This window comes from Bacillus sp. MM2020_4 (assembly GCF_011250555.1).
GTDB lineage: Bacteria > Bacillota > Bacilli > Bacillales > Cytobacillaceae > Neobacillus.
Genome location: NZ_JAANMZ010000042.1, coordinates 20,314 through 39,926, shown reverse-complemented (window position 1 = coordinate 39,926; position 19,613 = coordinate 20,314). Strand labels below are relative to the sequence as shown.

The following is a 19,613-nucleotide window of genomic DNA, read 5'->3' as shown; positions in this document are numbered from 1 at the left end:
AAACATAATAGTTAAATGTATTAATAAACCCTACAATGACAAATCTCTAAAATTGGGCTGGTAATAAAAACATTAATGTATTCCTTCCTGATCATTTTGATTCATTTGTAGATTTTGTGATTCAATAATATAATGTGGACGCCTTTTTGTTTCAAAATAAATTCTACCCATATATTCTCCAATGTCAAAATAGCCGTACGAACTTCAAAAAAATAGGGCGACCCTGTGTTACTTGGAAGGGACGCCTTGAAGAAACCGTTACATATCTGGACGGGTACACTTTGTTATTTATTATACCCACAAAGATTAGGACAATACACTAATATGGACTCCTTATATATTTCTTCTTGTTTAAAACATAACTGACCAAGTATTTGGCCCTACAATCCCATCAACAATTAAGCCATGCCTACCCTGATATGCTTTTACTGCTGCTTCTGTATTTGGACCAAAGATTCCATCTGGATTAACTCTTACAGCTCGTTGGATTCGCTTTACGTCAATTCCAGTTGAGCCTCTTCTAATCAAATGACTCGGATAGGGAACTATTGACAGTTCTTGTCGGACAGTTTTATTACTATTACTAACTGTAGATTGAACCACACTGCCACCAACCATTTTTATAAAATCATTCCACCCAATTCCCTTTTCCCCACTTCGAAGATATCTTGGACAATTCTTGCCTGTCCAGTGATTATGCTGGACGACATTTGAGATAGAAATATTGAATTGTCCCATTAGTTGCTTTGTTACTTCAGCTGTATTCTGAACAGCCTTTTGAAAATTTCCATCGGAATTAACACAAATTTCAATGTGAATGGACAGTTTATTACCTGGACCGTTTCTGCCGTCTCCAGCAGCCCAGGCTATTTCATCGAAAGGGATCGATTGGATTGCCTCTTGATCATCGATTTGAAGGTGCCATGATGCTGTACGATCATTTCCTCGCTCTTGTAATCGAGCGTGGGCGTTTGCGTCTGCCCCTGCACCCGGATTGTCTGTTTCATGGATGGTAATGTACTTAGGGCTCATTTTTATGCCCGGGCGAGTTTCTTTATTAGACGTTGGTATAAATCGTTGAATGATATTCATACATATCCTCTCCTTTACTAACTATATAGACTAAAGACCCATGATTTCGGCAGACCTCGTACAAATTTTTATATTAAAATGGAAATAAAAAGGGTGTCACCATTAATGGCAACACCCTTCCTTCATTCTATTAAGATTGTAATCGACGTCTTCTTCTAACCATTACCGTTACGCCTGCTGCCACAAATAGCATACCTAAGAGGAGGAAGTTATACATATTCGTTGCTGTATTTGGTAAGCCTTGTCCTTTAACAGGTGTTGGTGCGCTAGCCGATAATTGGGATTGGTCTCCAGCTACTTCAAATACAGTAAAAATGCTGAAGTGGCTCGTTTTCACTTCCACTTTGCCATTACTATAAATTGCACCCGGAATGAGTTCCCAAACCTTTTTCGTTTCATTATAGTAGTAAACTTTCAGATCCTTCGTGTTTTTCACTTTGCCAGGATCGACATTAAATGTCAATGTAATTGGATCCGCGAATTGATGAATTTCTTTGCCATCAATGATAATCGTAAATTCATAAACTGGGGATTTTGCATGGCTAATGTCTGACAGACGAGTTAATTTTACCGCAAAGTCCTTCCCACCAGAAAGAACACTTAAAGGAATGGATAGCTTCACATGATCATTATTCACAGCTAATGGAATTCCTTTTTCTATCAGTTGTGCCACTTGCTCTTTTGTTAATTTTAGAGTAATAGATTTTTCTTTACCCAAATCAAAGGATACACTACCTTTTTCCTTTGCTGCTCTTTCAAGTGCTGCTGTAAGTTCATTTGTATTGATTGTGGCTTGTCCGGCTTTTATTACTGGTTTTACCGTTACCGTTGTTCCATTTGCTGGCACTTCTGGCGTAGGAACTTCTGGAACCGTCACTGAATCCGCAAGGGTAATTCTGCCTTCAATTTGAGCTGTAATTGGTCCCTTTTGGGCTTTAACGTAATTGACAGATGCATCTAGGTCAGTCATCCATACTGTGCGCTCTTTTCCTTGCTTAAGCACGACAAACCCATCGCCGCCGTCTGCCATAAAGTTATTTACTGCAACTGTATATACAGCTTTCGGATCAATTTTCTTTCCATTTGAAAGGAAAATATCGAGAACTTTTTCCCCAATTGGTAATTTTTTCAGACCATGTATATTTCAAACCGGAAATCTGCATAATCTTCGCGCCATTAGCGGACCATTGTTGATTTAATAATGTTCTGACTTGTTCACCAGTGATTTTCAAGGTAACCAAATCATTGCCAAACGGCTGAATGGCGAATAAATCTCCCCATGTGATTTGACCCTTTTTAAGGTTATCACGAATGCCGCCGACATTCATAAACGCAAAATCCGTTTTGGTTGTTTCACGCATTCCATCAGCAATGAGGTTACCTAGTGCTGTTTCACCTGCAGTATTCGCTGTACGAGTGATTTCGACGGCAGCTTCACCCACAACTTGTCCTGTAATGGGCGCAATATCAGCCTTGTAAGCATCCAGCTCTGCCTTAATGTTTGCATCTGGTGTCATTCCCTTTTGGAATGTTGATACAATCTCGGCTTTTTTCGCTACGATATCATGTGTAGCAGGGTCGATTGTTAGATCCACGTCAGAGAATGCAGTACCATAAGAATAAGATTGAACAAGTAATTTTCCATCTACAGTTGAATTCAAGTATTTATGATCGTGCGCTCCAAAGATCACATCGACTTCATCGTCTACCGCCTTAGCAATATCCACTACTTTTCCAGTAGGATTAGATCCATCCGTTGCTGATGTTCCAGGGTCATGGGCAAGAACCACAATCGCCTTTACACCTTTGGACTTTAATTCTGCTGTATATTTATTAATAGCTTCGACTTCATCAGTAAATTTCACTCCAGCTACACCGCTTGCTGTCACAATGCTTGGTGTTTCCGTTGTTACGACACCGATAAAGCCAACTTTTTGACCTTCTACTTCTAAAATTTCATATGGTTTTAAGATGTTCTTTCCTGATTTTTCATACACTACATTGGCAACCACATATGGGAATTGAGCACCCTCAAATGCGCCATACTTCTCAGCGGTTGCTGCATGTGGTCCGCCATTGATTAGGCGCAGCATTTCCGTTACACCTTCATCAAATTCATGGTTACCAATCGTACCAATATCAAAGCCGATTTCATTTAAGAAACGAATGGTCGGCTCATCCTGCAAGAGGGCAGATACCGGACGACTTGCTCCAACTGCATCCCCCGCTTGTATCATCAAGGTATTGACTGGGTTTATCGCTTCTCTTTGTTTTAGGTAAGCAGCTAAATATTCAATTCCCCCAACTACTTCCCCATTTACCTTAGATGTGTAATCCAATTGTCCATGGAAATCGTTGATCCCTAGTAATTGGGCATGGATTTCTTTACCAAGTGAATATATCCCCCATGTACCAGCACTGTCTTTTTCCGTACCAATCGATTTAATCGTATTCGACTGATCCGCATAAACTTTCGCTTCAGGAGCCGATCTGAATGTTAATTGAACGGTTTTATTTATTGGAGCAATGGACCAGTTATTATCTGCACTAGGATTAACGGTTCCTTGTTCTTGAATATAGTTGACTAATACTTGACGACTTTCATCTGGTGAATTAACGACAACTTTTCCAACTCCGCCTTTTAGACCCGGGAAGTCACCACCGCCACCAGCGCGATAGTTATTTGTTGCCACAATAAACTTCTGATCATCGTTAATAGGTGTCCCATCAGGCATAGTTAAGTTGATAATACGGTGGGAGTCTGCATTAGCTAAATCTCCTTTTGCCGTATATCTAGCCGGTTTTGTAATATCAATCTGGTATTTTACACCGTCAATAACATCATAGTTATAGGAAGGAAATGCATCATCGATAATATTTTGTGGATGCGCATCATTCGGATTGACTGTTTTAAATTGTCCTGCAGACATTTCCAGCCATTCTCTAACTGTAGCACCGGTAACCTCGACCGCTTTAAGAGTATTAGGGTATAAGTACAAATCATTGGCACTTTTAATCGAAAGATCCCCTGTGGCGATATTTGTATAATATCCAGGACCGCTTCTACCGCCAGCTTTAAATGGAGCTCCTGCGGATAATACCGGGATATCTTTTAATTCAGGGTTCTTTTCAGCGATCCACTTTTTTACATAGGCAGTCTGAGCATTGTTGACAATTTGAATGGTCGGGTCATCTTGAACCTGGGCAAAATAGCTGTACAATGGAGCAGATGTTTTCCCAATTGTTCCACGAACATACGCTAAGGTTCCTTCGTGCTCTACTTGTACATCATCAATAATTTTTTGGTCTTGTGCAGTGTCTGCTGCTACAGGACGGTTTACTGATTTCGAGTTCGTTTTGTCAACGGTCCATTTTCCGTCTTTTTGAACTAAAGCAAGATCAAGTACGCCAAGGTTATTTCCCCAGAATCCCGCTTCTACTGCTGGTGTATTGTTTAGATGGCCATCTGTATTATCCACACCTGTTTTCCCATTAAACGAGGCGTCACCAGGGAAGTTCACATGGGAATGTCCAAATAGCAAGGCGTCAATCCCAGCCACTTTACTCAGGGAGTAAACGGCATTTTCCGCATCTTTTTGGCCATCACTTGTTACGTCACAACCAGAGTGTGCGATCGCAACAACGACGTCTGCTCCATTATCTTTCATTTCTTTCACATACTTATTGGCTGTTTCGACGATGTCTTTAACAATAACTTTTCCTAAAAGATTATCGCGATCCCAATTCAGGATTTGTGGCGGTGCAAATCCTACCACCCCAACTTTTATCGTAGATGTAACGCCGTTTGCATCAATGATTTCTTTATCAATGATTTTGTATGGCGTGAAATAATTTTGATCATTATCAGGGTTTTTGTCCCCATCATCTTTATAAATATTTGCATTTACAATAGGGAAATCTGCTTTCCCGGTAACTTGGTTTAGATAATCCAAACCATAATTGAATTCATGGTTTCCCACAATTCCTGCGTCATAATCTAAGTAATTCATCGCCTTGATAATCGGGTGTGTTTCGTTTGCCTTAAGCGGATTGACTTTTGCTACATAGTCTGCGAGGGGATTTCCTTGAATCAAGTCCCCGGCATCAAATAGCATGGAATTTTTTGCTTCAGATCTTGCTTGCTGAATCAATGTGGCGGTTTTAGATAGTCCAAATTTAATATCTTTGCCAGAATCAAGATAATAGTCATATGCTAAAACATTCGAGTGAAGATCTGTAGTTTCTAAGATACGGAGATTAGCTGTGTTAAGTGCGGTTTCCGCCTTCACATTATAGGCATTCAATGGTGAAAAAATGGTTGTGAACATTAAAGCTGCGGTCGTAAATGTGCTTAGTTTGCCGAAATGCTTCCTTTTTTTCATTCAGGTATGCACCTTTCTATTCATAGATTTTTAGCTTCTAAAACAACAATTTTAAGAGGGATCCTCTCCTTTTTATGATGCTCGACAAAATCCATCTATGGTAGTCTGTAGATGTAAGCGCTTTAGTCCGCTTATATAATTAGATTTATGTCGAAATCCTAAGAATCTCATACTCTCTTATTATATATTGCCGAATTGTGAACGAAAAGAGAAATTTTTGTTAATTATCACTTTTCACTATTTTTGTACTACTAGTAAATAGACATATTTCGCCATTTTGTTGAGGAAAGGCAACCCTAAAGAGCTTTGAGATGCAAAAAAAAAGAGGCAATCGCACATGTGCGATAACCTCCATCATTCCGCCGCCTTCACCAGCTCAACTACTTCCTGATGCCTCAAGCGTCTTTGTTGTAATTTTTCCATCGTAAAAAGAGTTACATGAACAATTAACACAGCTAGCGCAAATAGTTCAACAGCATAGTCAACATAGTACCACGACAATGTGGCGGTGATATCGTAAAGCGCATGAACGATGACGGTCACCCACAGGTTTCGTGTCCATAATAAGATTAATCCAAAGAGTAATCCCATATTGGCGAAAGTGACGATGGCGCCTATGCGCACGGACCACGGCTCAACGGAATCTAACGTATGGTCGATTCCGAACAGGATGGACGTGAGAAACAGCGCGCACATCAAAAAGATGTCCCTGCCCCCGCGCTCCCAACTGTGAGGGAATATTTTTTTAAACATAACAAGGAAGAGAATGATGTAAGCGAGGCGCCAAACCTCTTCTAACCCGGCAAGTGTGTCGGCATATAAATCATAGCCAATCGTATCTCCTTTTTCGAAAAAGGACAAAACAGGTTCGTCTGACGTAGAAACATTATTTTCTCCTGCAGCCATCTGAATGTCGCTGTAGTCTTGAACGTATTGATCATAATCCGTATTGAAATCATGAAAGGTATAGGTGGAATACATATTGATGATGGTGCTGCCGAGAATGAAAATCAAGAAGGCACCTGTGAATTGAAGGGTAAGCTGCCGTTTCGTTTTCGGTTGTTCATTAGGACCTTGAAGCCGTTGATGTAGCTTCAAGCCAATAAAAAAGGATGACACCATCATTGCATCATATAGGGTACTCGCCATATGGCTGTATCGCATGCAATAAAGGAAAATTTCCGCACCAATGGTTACGATGAGCATGGCAAACAGTAATCTCTTTGAAATCGGTTGTGTTAAGTTTGTTGTCATCTACTGCCCCCTGCCTCTCCTATTCACCTAAATAAAGTAACCGCCAGAATTCCAAAACCATTTAAGAACAGTAGGAAAATAATACAGCCAAGCGCCCACTTCCATTTTCTTGTCACAGTGTTTTCTCCTTTACATTAAAGGTCATGTTTAGCAGTACTAGAAAAAGATAATAATAGTACTAATTTATCACAGCAAAAGCCATAGGTCATCAAAATATTATTTCTCCAGCACAGCAATTAAGGTGATTTTTCGCGGTGAACAAACATATGAATGTACAAGCTGTTAGCGTATTTTTATAAGATAGGAGTTCAGAAGATGAAGCGTCTTAGTTCCATTATTTTGTCAATTTTTATCATCTTTGTTTTATCGGCCACAAATCCTGAGCGCGCCGAGTATCTTGATTGGATTAATCATAAAACCATGGATCAGTCGTCGAACATCCTTAAAAAGGGGATTCTTTCTGTTGCGGGAAAATCCATCTTTGATGCCGGAACAACCAAATCCGATTATCTTGTTTTCTCCGTCTATAAAACTGATTTTACGGATGTGGGACTTGGGAAGGTTACGACTATTGGCGTTTTCAATCAATTTATCCCGCTCAACAAGTTTGAAAAATGATTTTTGCAGCAAGGTCGCCATTCAAGCGGATTGGCGACCTTTTCTATTGATTATCCTGCTGGAAGGTATCCAATAAGCCCTATTGGATACCTTTCCTCTAGATATTCCCGACGAAATAGCTCCAAAGGCCCCTATTGGAAACCTTTCATCCTAATTTTCCGGCTGAAAAGGCTCCAATAACCCCTATTTGAGCCCCTCCCCCATGATTTTCCAACCCAAACGGCTCCAATAACCCCTTTTGTTAGTTCTCCACTTTTTCCACTGTAAAAACCGGTACGCGAACCTGCTCGCTATTTTCGTTGATGATATCCTCGTACCCGTTCAAGGTTCCAATGACAGTATAGTTTTTATAAATGATAAAATCCGCTTGCCCTTTTAATAATAAGTACGTTTTCTCCCAACTGCTAGAGGTATTGTTATAGGTTTCAGACAATGTGACCAATGCCCCACCGTTTGCTTTCGCTGCGGCGTTTGCAGTGAAGCGCACCTTTTTCCCGACGTAATTCGTCACTTCGCTTACCTGAATATCGACATAATCTACCTTTATTTTTGAAAAATGATACACGCCCTGTGCATCCGGTTCAAAATAGCTGAGTTCCCCAGCACCTTGGCCGGCTGGATTGTCTACTACTAACAGCTGCTTCGATTCAACGGTTAAATTGTCAGCCTCCACATCAAGAATTTTCACCAGTGCACCGGAGCGGACTTCATAGGCCAAATAATGATGTTTCCGTTCCGACGATTTGGCATCCATCAAAATGATCGGTTGGTTTGCTGAACCGAAACGGCTTTCGAGGTCTAGTGATGTAACAAGTGGCGAACCCTCTAAGGTTCCTTCCATAACTGCCAGCGCCCCTTCCCCCTTACGTTTACCAAAATAGATTCCGCCATCTTTGGAAATCGCAGCAATGACCAGATCTGCGCCCCATTTGTTCTTCGCATTCACAGCGCTAGTAAATTCCTTTGTTGGATAAAGTCGCTTTAGAAGGCGAACTGGCTCATGTTGATCCCAGGCAAGATTGGCATCCGCAATCAACTGCTCCGTATTTTCTATTGGTTTAAGTGCTTCATAGAGGCTGATCGCTTCCTCGTATTTTTGGGCGGTGAGAAGGCTTTTTGCCTTATTAAGTAAATTTCCCTTTGTTTTTTCAATAACGGAAAACACCTTGGCCTCCTTCATATGGGCTGTTAGGCTTTTAACAGCGTTTGCTTGCTCAGCAAATGCCGCATAATCCTTGTTACCGACTGATGTAGTAAGAACCTTTATGAAATGGCCGTCAAGGATCGCTTGAAGCCAGCTGGAATCAATCATGAACTTAGTCAGCATGGTAAATTGCCGATTTCCTTCACTGGCAATTTCAGCAACGGACCCATTTTTCGCTATCAATGCCTTGATTTTTGCCATGTAATAGTGCTGGAACACGGACTGGATTTCTTTTGTTTTGGCCCCATCATCGCCGTAGTATTCTGCGGGAATCTTCGTTAAGATGGTAAAAGTCTTTTCCTCCTCGCCGTCCCCCTTCTGTAATTTAGCAAGCTGTGTTTTCTTGCTATCGGAAAAATAACCGGCAAAATCCACATCCAGCTTTGTCAAAGTAAGCATCTCTCCATACATATCCTGTTGAATAGTCGTACCTGACACCCAGTTTTCTCTGTTCCCCTGCCAGCGGTTGTAGGTATCCACGAGTTTATCCAGATCCCTTTGATAGGCTGCTGCCTCTTTATCTAGGTTCTCCATGGCCTCACGAATCGGTGAGAGGATGGCAAGTTTCTGGTTGATATCTTGATTATGGTCTGTGACAGCCAAATTTCGCTTAGCAGACCGGAACTTTTTTTCAGCGGCCACCAAATTTCCGGACTGATACAATCTCACTGCTTCTTCATAGTCAGCGATTTTTTCATGTGCCAGGATGATTTTGCCGCCGACAAGGACAAGCAAAATGATAAGTAGCAGCAAAAAAGCGTTCCGCGATCGAATCACTTTTTTATAAACGGTAGATTTATGCATGACTAAAGGCCCTTTCATTTCCGCTATTAAAACGCTTGAAATCCGGATCATAGGAATACTTTTTCTCCACTAACCGAATGGTTGTTTCCTTCAGACTGCCCCAATCGATTTCTGGATTGGCCTGGATGATATTGCAAAGTCTTAGTACGCGGTCTTTAGGAAAATAATCTAGAAATTCTTCGATGAACGGGGCAAATTCAAGAATGTACAGTTTCATTCGTAAGGCTGTGCCGGCGGCCGCAATGAGTGAGTCCATGCCAAAATCAATGACAATCGCATCTCGATAATGGATAAAGTAGGCAATCCCCTTTTTCGTCATCAGGGTGCGATTGATTTTTACCACTTCAAGCGCATATTTTACAAAATTCGTATCATAGGAGGATGGAATAAGGGGTTCAAGCGCTAACTCCATATCACTCCGTAGAGCAATTTTGTTTAATACCTTCACACGGCGGATTTTCATGCGATCTGTAGAAATCAGATCACCAATTTCACGAAGCTTTTCATCAGCTTGAGCCAGTCTAGCTTCTGTCACATCTGCTTTTGCAAGGTCACTGTCAAACTGAATTCCCGCTTGAATTTTACGGAAATCGACCCGGAGCAGCTTTTTCAATTGATGGAAATACTCACTTTTCAGGAACAAAGAATTTAGGGCTATATAGCAGGTACAAAAGATGAGGCCGGCGAATACGGAATAGTACATGGTGTGAATCGTAGGAGCGAATAGAACGCCAAGGCAGACAACCAATAATAGTCGAATCACCTCGGTTGTTAACCGTTTTTTTATAATCGTTTTTACGAGACACTCAATCCCTGTAAACTTTGTGCCGCAGGTCTGACATGTCTCATCCTTTAAAACAGAATATCGTTGGCATTTTTTACACATTTTCAGCTTTTGAAAGCGATAGGTTGTTCGTTTCTTTTTCGATAATTGAACGGCCTGTTTAGCCAATGGAATCACCTTCGTTTAACATGATGACTAATTCATCATCGATATCCTTGAAATCGCTGCTGCGTTTTTTCTTCAAAGGTTTGTAGGCTTTCCAAAGCAGGATTATTACTAGAATACTAGTAAAGATGAGGCTGTACATGAAATTCCCCCTGTTTGAATCATTTAACTTTATAAGATACTACATAATTTTTCCAAAATGATAAGGTATTTTATATTATAATAGGAAAATTTTTAAAATTCTAGAGATTATTGCTTGGGCATATAATAACAACGATGATAGAATGGGTTCATATTAGGATTTTTTTGTAATTATTGCACGAAAAAGGAAACTGCTAGTGGAGGTGCACACAGATGGTAAAAAAATGGATTAGTAGCTTTATAGTGATAACGTTCTTTCTCTGCAACAGTCATTATTTAAGTGTACGCGCGGCGAGCCCGCTGCATTCCACTTCTCGGATTGAAGGGATGCTGGTGGTGGATGTCAGTAATTCCATGAAGAGCAGTGATCCCCAGAATATTAGCAGTGAAGCGATGAAAATGTTTATTGATATGGCCTCCCTTAACGGCGATAAAATTGGGGCGATTGCCTATTCCGATGAAGTAATGCGGGAAAAAGCACTCGTCAAAATCCACTCGGAACCGGATAAGCAGGATCTGAAGGATTTCGTGGACTCGGTTGAAAAATACACCTATACCGATTTATCTACTGGGGTGAAGGAAGCGGTTAAGGTGCTGGGTTCGAGCCATGAGCAGGGGTACTTCCCATTGATTGTGTTGCTTGCAGATGGAAATAACGAATTGAATCCAAAAAAATCCAAAACCGTCGCCGAGGCGGATGAAGATTTGAAGAAGGCAGTTGCGGATGCGCGGACGAAGGGGTATCCCATTTATACCATCGGCTTAAATGCCGACGGAAAGCTAAATAAAGAGGTGCTTACCGGTGTAGCGGAGAGCACGAACGGTAAATTTTTTGAGGCTACCTCTGCGGATAAGCTTCCGGGTATCCTCAGTGAGATTTTTGCCAATCATTTAAAGTTAAAAATTGTTCCTGTCGACCAATTAGTGGGAAATGGCGACTTTCAGGATATCAAGATTACGGTGCCGAACGAAAATGTGTTAGAAGCGAATATTTCGCTGATGTCGAGCCAGCCCGTGGAGGTTAAACTGGTGGATCCGTCCGGTAAGGAGCTAGCCGTTCCGTCTGATCAGGTGCTGCTGTCACGGTCAAAGAGCTATTCAATGTTGAAGCTGCGGAAGCCTGTGGAGGGTGATTGGACACTGAAGGTAAAAGGCGTACCCCAGGATAAAATCGATATCAATCTGGTGTTCAACTATGATTTACAGTTGAAGCTTGCCCCCTTTGCCAAGCAAAGCTACAAGGCGGGCGAAACGGTAGAGATTAGCGCTGCTTTTGAGGATAACGGCACGGCCATTTCCGATAAAGAGATCTATAAATCGATGAACGCTACTGTTTATGTCAAAGATCTCGATAAAGGGAAAACGGAATCGTTTGCCTTAAATTCCGGGGAACAAGGGTTTACCGGTCAATTTAAGCTTGGAGCTTCTACAAGCTATGAGGTGGTTGTGAAGGCGGAGGATAGTAGCTTTTTCCGTGAAACCGAGCCACAAAAGATGACTGTACAACGGTCGGGGGCTGCGCCTGTGACGGCGAAACCGGTAGTATCGTCTGAGGAAGAGCAACCTTTTCCGTGGCTTTATGTGGTTGGCGGTTTGGTAGGTGCCCTGGTGCTCGCAGCCCTTGCTTACCTCCTTTTAGAAAAAATAAAACAAGCGGGGCGCGGCTTTAGCGGCCAAATCGTCGTGGAAATGAAGGATGAGGATACTGGCGAACGCACCAGCCCGCAATTTAAGAAATTAAAGAACTTTAAAGGGAAGTTTCGGCTGCACCAGCTTTTATCGCTATCCCCAGCGTTTGCGGAAACGGAAGGAGTCGTTTTCAAACCGGCACCAGGTGATGCCCTCCTGCTCGTCAATAACTCTAACTGTACCATTGAAAAAGGCGGCCGTGCCATTGACGCCAAAAAAGGCCTTGTCATAAAACGAAACGAGCGCCTGCGAATCATTCCGAAAAAGATTAATAAAACTATTTACATTGAGTATATAAGTTAACATGTAAAGCGTAGTAACGGTGTCAGGCACCACGAAAGTGGTGCCTGACACCCATTGAATCTTTATCACGTTATTTTTCGTCTTTATATGTAGTAGGACTAATTGATTTTACAGCCAGGGAGGAATTTGTGCATGAAAGCTAGTGTGAGAGAGCATATTCAGCAGTTGGATGTTTCGTTAGGCGGGGGCATTATTTCGGAGAAAATCCGCGTTGATACGATTGATAATCCGATGTTGGTCATTGGGCTTGGGGGAACAGGGATTGATGCCCTGCTGCGTTTGAAATACCAAGTGAATCGCCGCTTTAAGCTGCCGCAGGACCCATTATCTAAGAAGAAGAAGGAAAAGCCAAATAACATTGAATTTCTCGCATTCGAAACGAATGAGTATGATCGCAATAAAAAATACAAAGGCATTGGCCTTGATCCGAACAAAGAATTTGTTCTCTTGTCCAATCCGGAAATCGGCGGCCTTCTGCAAAACCGCAGCACAATTGAGCCGTACATAAAGGAATGGCTGTCACCAGAGCTATTGATTACCGACGGCATCAGTGGTGCGTCCGGCGTCCGCCAAGCAGGCCGACTCTTGTTGTTTACAAAAATCAACCAGGTCGTGCAAACGATCGAACGAAAAATTGAAGCAGTTCTGGAAGGAACGGGCAAACGATTATATGTCTTTATCCTGACAGGTCTTTCCGGTGGAACCGGCAGCGGCTGCTATCTTGATATTGCCTATATCACGCGCGGGATAATGGAGCGGAAATTTGGCCCTACCGGTGTTGATAAGGTTAACATCCTTGGGTACCTATTCACGCCAGATGTGAATTTGTCCAAACGAGGCTTAAGCTCGCACACCGTTGAATATATTGAGAAAAATGGCTATGCCGCCCTCAAAGAACTTGACTACTGGATGAACTGTGATGAACGCAATGAACGCTTTGCCATGAAATACGGCAGCCTCTTAGATGTCAACTCCCCCATGCCGCCGTTTAATCTCTGTCATTTAATCTCCGGGACGAATCTCGAAGGAAAATGGCTTGAGAATGCCTATGATTACTGCATGAATGTCACCGCTGAAAATATCACCAACTTTATGGCCAATGAGGAAAAGAAATCCGGAGAAGAGTTTGCCATCCACGACTACATCAGCAACATCCGCACCAATATCGCCCAAATGCCAAAGCCCTATGCCGCCAACTACCAATACAATATCATCGGCGCATCGATGGCGGAAATTCCACTGGAAGAAATGACGACCTATATCGGTTATAAGCTGTTTGAAAAAATGAACACGATGTTTGATGCCGGTCCGGATCAAACGGAAGTGGAGCAGTTTTTAGAAAAACTACGGATCGATCCTGACTCTGTACATCAGCGCTTTAATGATCGCGTCCCGGAGCCATTATCCGGTTTTGAAAACAGCGACCGTTTCTCCTACAACAATGTCATTAAAACATCCGTGATCAATCTGGATGAAGAGTTAGAGCGTGAGTTTTTACTAAAAGCAAAGGATCAATATCGCAAATGTAAAAAACAGCTACCCGGAGAAATCATGGAGGAATTCCGCCGCCAGATGGAGCGCTTATTCCTGCATCCACAAAAGGGACCCATCTTTGCTTCACGTTTGATTTACTCTAACGACGGCTTCTGCATGTTAAAAACCTTACAGGCTTATATAGAAGGGCTTCGCGACCGTTTAGAGCGACTGCCGAAAGCCATTACGACGGAGCAGGAGTATGCCTACAATAAACTTGAGGATGCCCGCAGCGCCTTTATTTCCAAGGATCGCAAAAAGAATGCCTATATTGAAGCCAAGCTAAATGAATACGATGCCCGGGCAGAAAAGGCAAGAATTGAAGAAATGATTGAATTCTATGAGGATGTAACCCAGCTGCTAAACAATCAGAATAACAAGATTTATGTGGTGTATAAGGAAATCCTCGAAACGCTCCGGGGGATCTTCGAAAAGAACGCCGATATCCTTGTCGATGGTGAGGAAGTAAAACACGATAACGATGTCACCTATTATTGGCATCTTGTCAGTGTGCCTGATGTCGCCCGTGAAATTCAGCGGATGTTTGATTCTAAGGACGGCGAATTATTAGTGCAGCAATGGTCGGAAATGCTCCTTGAAAAATCAACCTATTGGGTGAAGGAAACCGATGTCGATGTCGTGGGCACAGTCTCCGAATTCCTGACCGACCAGTTCGGGGAATTGATTACCAAGTCGATGGAAGACTTTTTACGGCTGAAATACGGCGATGACCTGCCCATCGATAAGATTATTGAAGATAAGATTGCCGCTCGCTTGGACCGCGATGCACTGCCTGTCTTCCATCTTGCCAACAGCAATGGCCAGCTGCACTTCCCGCAATGGGGTTTTGTCTCTGTACCTGTGAAGGCACCGAATATTTTCAATGGCATTAAAAATTTCGAGAAGCATTCACTCAGCCATTCCCGGTTTACCATCAAAGAAAGTGAGCTAAAAAATCGGATATTCTGGCTGAATACCAAGAACGGGATTCCCTTGTTTGCCTACTCGCCATTGTCTATCTATGAAAAATCCTATGAAAAAACCATTTTGGAAAAAGAAGGCGTCGGCCGCCACCTCGTGCAAACCGCAAAGGAAAACTGGGCCTACCTCCCTTCACCGATTCCAGAGAAGTCATGGGGCGATACGTACCAGAATGAGCGAGTGAAACAATACAATTCTGGAGTACGTGCTCTATTTAATCAGGCTCAAGGATTTGGCTGTATTTCAGAGAAAAAGGACGACCAGAATACGAGCGCACGGTTCCAGTGCCATTTTACAAAAGATGTGAATATTGGGGCACTATTTGCCGCATATGAAGTGGATCCGAAGAAGGTAGAGAAAGCGAATCTTGGAGACTTGAAACAGGTGCTTCGTCAACTGCAGGACATGTTTGCCGGCAGCATAGAAGTGGTCGGTTCGAGTGATATTTTTGGCAGCACGAATGTGGAATTGGCGATGGAAAATCTCATCCGCTCCCCAAAACTGATTGAAAAGGTGAAATCAGAGGTGCGGAAATACCGCTCTATTCAGGAAAAGATTGCTGAGATTGAGCAGGTTCTGGCAATGCAAAAGGACAAAGAAGTGTTGATGAGTCAATTTATTCAAGCTGTTTATACAAGAACCATTAAAAAGCGCGGCGCCCTCTATGTGTACGATAAAGAGCTTGAGGAAGACGCATGGGAGCCGTTTGTGAATTTAACAAAAACCACGAAATTTGTGGAATACGAAATCTATCAAGCTTTTAAATCGCTGAATCAAAAACAAATGGCGCAGCTTGAAAAGAAGTCGGAGCGCCGCAGCGTGGAGTTAATTAATCAAGAAAGTGCTGCCCAGCTCATTTTCGCGTTAGAGGAAATGGCGGCCGCTTATCAAAAGGAAAAGGAAACCCTTGATTACGACTACAAAGAGTTTGCCAACGGCGAGGAATTGTATGCGTTTTACAAAGAGATGATGTTGAAGGTGCAGGAGATGCTGCGGCAGTTGAAATCTTAGGGGGAATCAGCTTTGCGAGAACTTTTACAAAAGTATGCCAACACCTTTTCGATCCAATTGGAACAAATCAGCTTGTCGGAAAATGAACAGCGCAGTGTCAATCATCCGGTTATCTTCTTATTCCTTGGTGACCTTGTCAAGAATGCCCTGCAGACCATCATGATGATTAATGAGGAAAAATGGCAGAACAGTTCGGGCGTTCTGTATTTTCACGCCTATCACGAGGACACGATAACCGGTGGCGAAAATGTGCTCTCCATTCAGCTACCTGGGGACAACGATGACCGCAAGTACCAGCGCAAAGGGATGCACGAGGCCTTCCAGCAAGACGAAAATAAACGGATCGAACTCAATAAGATGTTTCGAAAGCTTTCATCGAGAATGGCGGAATACGGGAAGCAATATTCCTCGCTAAAAAAAGTGAACCTTTGCGTGGTTACAAGAATTGATGATCCGGCCAATGTCCTCATCCAAGAAGTGACCTTGCTGCTAAAAAGCATCCTTCAGGAATCCTTCCGCCTCGTCGAAGTGGATTTATACGGATTAATGAAGGAAAAACAGGATGGCGAGAACTTTGCCCACTCCACCTCCCTAGGGATTAGCTTTTTAAAAGAACTCGATCACTATCAAAACGATGAATACACGTTTGAGCAAGAGCTACAGCTGACCGAGGATTCCCTTAGGCTGCCTGTGAGCCATCCTCCTTCCCCGCTCTTTGCCATGGTGTATTTATTGAGCGATAAAAATGAAGATGGCTTGATTTCCAGTGACGCCTTTCAACAAAATGTTGAAATGATCAGCAACCTCAATTTATTAAAAAACCGCAAGATGATTACCGACTATCATGAAAAAATGGACAGCTATCACCACCAGGATTTTAAACGGGGAATGAAAGGCAACTCGCAGGAACCTGTGTATGCTTCTGCCGGCTTTTCAAAAGTGACGAGGCCCAATAAAGCGATAGCCCTCCATGCGGCGCACCACTTTTTCAAAGAGTTCTTACAATCAATGAACGCTGCGAGCCAACAGCCACGGGAAAAAGTGCTCAACCTCTTCGAGCTGTCCGAGGCATCCTTTCAAAAGTACTTTCATGAAGGCCTTCCCTCTGCCGAAAAACTCTGGGACATGAATGGCGTGATGGGTGTTTCGAATTCGTATCAAACGGTAAAAAGAATGTCGGTGAGGGAAGCGGAAGAATATCTGTATGAGGGCGGGACGCAACTATTCTTTTATAACAACTTTGAGGAGCCGCTCCGTGAGCATTTACAAGGATTGAACATGAGGGCCCATATTGAACGCTGTCTCTACGAAAATGTGATCGACCATGAACAATATGGGTTATTTTGTGCCATTCATTGGACCTCTGAAAAACCTGGGACGGACATGAGTGTATTGCATGAAATCAATAAATTGGAACGCGAAACGAAAAATGAACGGATCGATAAAGAAGCCCGTCTCGAGCAGTACTACCAGCAAGTGGTTGATCACTGTGAATTTAACAAGAGCTACCTGCCGTTTTCGGACAAGAAAAATTTAACCAACTTTGTGCGCTACTTTGTCGAAGTGGTTTATGGTACAAAGTACGAAATCCTGAAGCTTGAGATGAAACAGGCCATTTTGAAGCAGTACCGGGCAGTGCTGGAGGAACATCATCCCATTTTACGGAAGAAAGTGGCGCTGATCGACCAGGTAGGGTCTTTGCTGAAACAAGCAGCTGCGGAAAGCCTCTATTATTCAGATGATGTGTTAGATAAAAATATTGCCGAATATTATGCAGGCGTGATTGCCCAAATTACAGCAAAGCTGAAGGAAAAACGTGGGCCACATTTCTTCTCAGATGAGCGATTCTTCGGAAACCTGCTGCCATTACTGGAAAGCGGCAATCCCAAGACTCTCCTAGAACGCTTGTTGCTCGTCTGCAATCGCGAAGTGCTGACCCAGGAGGAGTTCCATCGCAGCTTTGAGGATGAGCTATTAGAGCGGGCTAATGTCATGACGCGCTATGAAAATCGGGAGATTCTATCCAAGGAGGATTTGTTTAAGCAATTATATTTGCGCCTCCATGAAAATTCCTCCATCCACATTGAGGTGTTTCATTACACCCAAGATCATCGCTATGAGGAAAAGTACTTCTTTGGGGACTTTTATAGCAAATTCATGAAGTACGCTTTGGAAAAAGAATATGAAACAAGACAATATAAAGTCGGCTGTGCCCATGAAAAAAAATCGAGCGGGATGGAAAAACTGACCTTAATGGGCGGGTTCCGGCTACGGGACCTTATGTACTATCGTAACGGTGAAAAATACTATAAGGCCTACACTGAAAATGGCTATGAATTTCACGCCAGTAAAGCCGAAACATCTGTTTAGCACTAAACTTGTAAGGAGCATTAACTATGCCTGTCCGGAAATTTAGTATTCTCTTTTTTGTATGTAGTATCATAGCCGGAATCATCGGAGCTATTAGTGGTGAATGGTTGATTAACACCTATTATGGCGTCTGGCCCAATCTCCTGCTAATGGGCGTCTATTTTGGGCAATTGGCCCTTCTCTTCGGCCTTTTCTGTTTGCTTGCCGAGCTCATTCACCCGGTGATGAATGGGCGCAGCTGGCGTTTGGAATATTCGGGGTTATCGTGGAAGGTCCTCACCCCTAGCACTCTCGTCATGCTGTTTGCTGCCGGACTTTTATTTCAATTCTTCTATTCTCTTCATTTTTCACCGGTTAAACCGCCGGATGATATTGTCATGGTGCTGGATACTTCCAACAGCATGAATAAAACGGATCCGAAACACGAAAGTCTAAAGGCGGCGGCAAAACTGATTGACCATATGAAGCCAGGCCACCGCGCCTCGGTGATTTCGTTTAACGACAAAGCCGCGGTCACGAAATCGATGTTCCCCATCGTCGATAACAATGAGAGCGCGGATGCCCGCGTGCAAATTAGGGGATTGCACTATGATGGGGGGACGAATATTTCCGCAGCATTAGATACTGCTTTAAAGGAAATGGATGACAACCACATGCCAGGAAGGAAACCAATGGTGATTTTGTTTTCGGATGGCTACAGTAAACTAGACCTTGCTGCTGTCGTTAAACCCTACCAAGACAAGGAAATCATCATTAATACCATTGGCATGAGTAAAATAGACAACGACGGTGCCCGGCTCCTGAAATCAATTGCCTCACGTACGGGCGGTTCCTTCCATGATGTCAAAAAGGCAAACGATTTACCGAACGTATTTGAAAAAATATATTTAGAAAACCAAGATCGACTGCTGACGACAGAACGATATGGTTTGTTCAAAGACAGCCTTTATCTCGCCATTTTGAGGGTGGTCTCCATAACAATCATTGGCGGGTTATTTGGCTTAGCGCTTGGCATGATTTTTGATAATCGTTATTTGGCAAAAAGTTATGCGGTGACTGGGCTGATTTCAGGAATTTTTGCAGGGCTTGTACTCGAGATGGGTTTGCAAGGCTCCGCGATCCTATCCGGTTTTTCCTATCGCCTGATTGCCGCTATCCTGTTAACGGCCTTGACCGGTCTTGGAACAATGATAATCCCGATTCGTGAAAAATTCTCCGGTACAACAGGTCGGCAGCCGACTGGAACTGATTTTTTCAGATCGTTTTAGCAAAGGATTTTAAT

At 42.8% G+C, this 19,613-nt stretch carries 12 protein-coding genes; 5 read left to right on the top strand and 7 right to left on the bottom strand.

Translation table 11 applies throughout. The features are described from left to right. Positions 1–351: 351 nt before the first annotated feature. The 4 genes from G6554_RS20185 to G6554_RS20175 all read right to left on the bottom strand — a co-directional run bounded on the left by G6554_RS20185 (position 352) and on the right by G6554_RS20175 (position 6,728). Positions 352–1,092: a peptidoglycan recognition protein family protein gene (locus G6554_RS20185; RefSeq protein ID WP_166245162.1), complete on the bottom strand. Its 741-nt coding sequence runs from the start codon at positions 1,090–1,092 to the stop codon at positions 352–354. A gap of 130 nt (positions 1,093–1,222) precedes the next feature. After that, positions 1,223–2,122, bottom strand: coding sequence for an LPXTG cell wall anchor domain-containing protein (locus G6554_RS25790; RefSeq protein WP_242637867.1), 900 nt, complete (start codon positions 2,120–2,122; stop codon positions 1,223–1,225). A gap of 37 nt (positions 2,123–2,159) precedes the next feature. Continuing rightward, the gene (locus G6554_RS20180; protein WP_278187278.1) at positions 2,160–5,474 is read right to left on the bottom strand and encodes a bifunctional 2',3'-cyclic-nucleotide 2'-phosphodiesterase/3'-nucleotidase; all 3,315 of its coding nucleotides are present in this window, start codon (positions 5,472–5,474) and stop codon (positions 2,160–2,162) included. Positions 5,475–5,828: 354 nt separating this feature from the next. Beyond that, on the bottom strand, positions 5,829–6,728 hold the full coding sequence (locus G6554_RS20175) for a CPBP family intramembrane glutamic endopeptidase (protein ID WP_166245160.1): 900 nt from the start codon (positions 6,726–6,728) through the stop codon (positions 5,829–5,831). Between the two features lie 315 nt (positions 6,729–7,043). Here G6554_RS20175 and G6554_RS20170 point away from each other — a divergent pair, with 315 nt between their 5' ends. Further along, positions 7,044–7,346 carry a DUF4359 domain-containing protein gene (locus G6554_RS20170; RefSeq protein ID WP_166245159.1) on the top strand — a complete coding sequence of 101 codons (303 nt, stop codon included), beginning with the start codon at positions 7,044–7,046 and terminating at the stop codon, positions 7,344–7,346. A 241-nt stretch (positions 7,347–7,587) separates the two neighbouring features. Here the strand turns inward: G6554_RS20170 and G6554_RS20165 are convergent, their stop codons facing one another. The 3 genes from G6554_RS20165 to G6554_RS20155 are packed head-to-tail and all read right to left on the bottom strand — an operon-like array spanning position 7,588 to position 10,445. Beyond that, positions 7,588–9,354: a hypothetical protein gene (locus G6554_RS20165; protein WP_166245157.1), complete on the bottom strand. Its 1,767-nt coding sequence runs from the start codon at positions 9,352–9,354 to the stop codon at positions 7,588–7,590. Continuing rightward, positions 9,347–10,306, bottom strand: a complete 960-nt coding sequence (locus tag G6554_RS20160) for a hypothetical protein (RefSeq protein WP_166245155.1) — start codon at positions 10,304–10,306, stop codon at positions 9,347–9,349. The genes G6554_RS20165 and G6554_RS20160 overlap by 8 nt, the downstream gene beginning before the upstream one ends. Continuing rightward, positions 10,299–10,445 carry a hypothetical protein gene (locus G6554_RS20155; RefSeq protein ID WP_166245153.1) on the bottom strand — a complete coding sequence of 49 codons (147 nt, stop codon included), beginning with the start codon at positions 10,443–10,445 and terminating at the stop codon, positions 10,299–10,301. Before G6554_RS20155 ends, G6554_RS20160 begins: the two co-directional genes overlap by 8 nt. Positions 10,446–10,657: 212 nt before the next feature. On the opposite strand from G6554_RS20155, the gene G6554_RS20150 reads away from it, so the two are divergent. From G6554_RS20150 to G6554_RS20135, 4 genes are all read left to right on the top strand, one after another. After that, entirely contained in the window at positions 10,658–12,436 is a 1,779-nt protein-coding gene (locus G6554_RS20150; protein WP_166245151.1) for a vWA domain-containing protein, read from the top strand. Positions 12,437–12,568: 132 nt separating this feature from the next. Further along, the gene (locus G6554_RS20145; protein ID WP_166245149.1) at positions 12,569–15,961 is read left to right on the top strand and encodes a tubulin-like doman-containing protein; all 3,393 of its coding nucleotides are present in this window, start codon (positions 12,569–12,571) and stop codon (positions 15,959–15,961) included. A gap of 12 nt (positions 15,962–15,973) precedes the next feature. Beyond that, on the top strand, positions 15,974–18,331 hold the full coding sequence (locus tag G6554_RS20140; RefSeq protein WP_166245147.1) for a hypothetical protein: 2,358 nt from the start codon (positions 15,974–15,976) through the stop codon (positions 18,329–18,331). 26 nt (positions 18,332–18,357) lie between these two features. Then, positions 18,358–19,599: a vWA domain-containing protein gene (locus G6554_RS20135; RefSeq protein WP_166245145.1), complete on the top strand. Its 1,242-nt coding sequence runs from the start codon at positions 18,358–18,360 to the stop codon at positions 19,597–19,599. Positions 19,600–19,613 lie beyond the last annotated feature (14 nt).

Bases quoted from the DNA above. Each gene is read 5' to 3' on its own strand.
- G6554_RS20175 (WP_166245160.1), bottom strand. From the start codon at position 6,728: ATGACAACAAACTTAACACAACCGATTTCAAAGAGATTACTGTTTGCC.
- G6554_RS20135 (WP_166245145.1), top strand. From the start codon at position 18,358: ATGCCTGTCCGGAAATTTAGTATTCTCTTTTTTGTATGTAGTATCATA.
- G6554_RS25790 (WP_242637867.1), bottom strand. From the start codon at position 2,122: ATGGCAGACGGCGGCGATGGGTTTGTCGTGCTTAAGCAAGGAAAAGAG.
- G6554_RS20155 (WP_166245153.1), bottom strand. From the start codon at position 10,445: ATGTACAGCCTCATCTTTACTAGTATTCTAGTAATAATCCTGCTTTGG.
- G6554_RS20180 (WP_278187278.1), bottom strand. From the start codon at position 5,474: ATGAAAAAAAGGAAGCATTTCGGCAAACTAAGCACATTTACGACCGCA.
- G6554_RS20185 (WP_166245162.1), bottom strand. From the start codon at position 1,092: ATGAATATCATTCAACGATTTATACCAACGTCTAATAAAGAAACTCGC.
- G6554_RS20145 (WP_166245149.1), top strand. From the start codon at position 12,569: ATGAAAGCTAGTGTGAGAGAGCATATTCAGCAGTTGGATGTTTCGTTA.
- G6554_RS20150 (WP_166245151.1), top strand. From the start codon at position 10,658: ATGGTAAAAAAATGGATTAGTAGCTTTATAGTGATAACGTTCTTTCTC.
- G6554_RS20165 (WP_166245157.1), bottom strand. From the start codon at position 9,354: ATGCATAAATCTACCGTTTATAAAAAAGTGATTCGATCGCGGAACGCT.
- G6554_RS20170 (WP_166245159.1), top strand. From the start codon at position 7,044: ATGAAGCGTCTTAGTTCCATTATTTTGTCAATTTTTATCATCTTTGTT.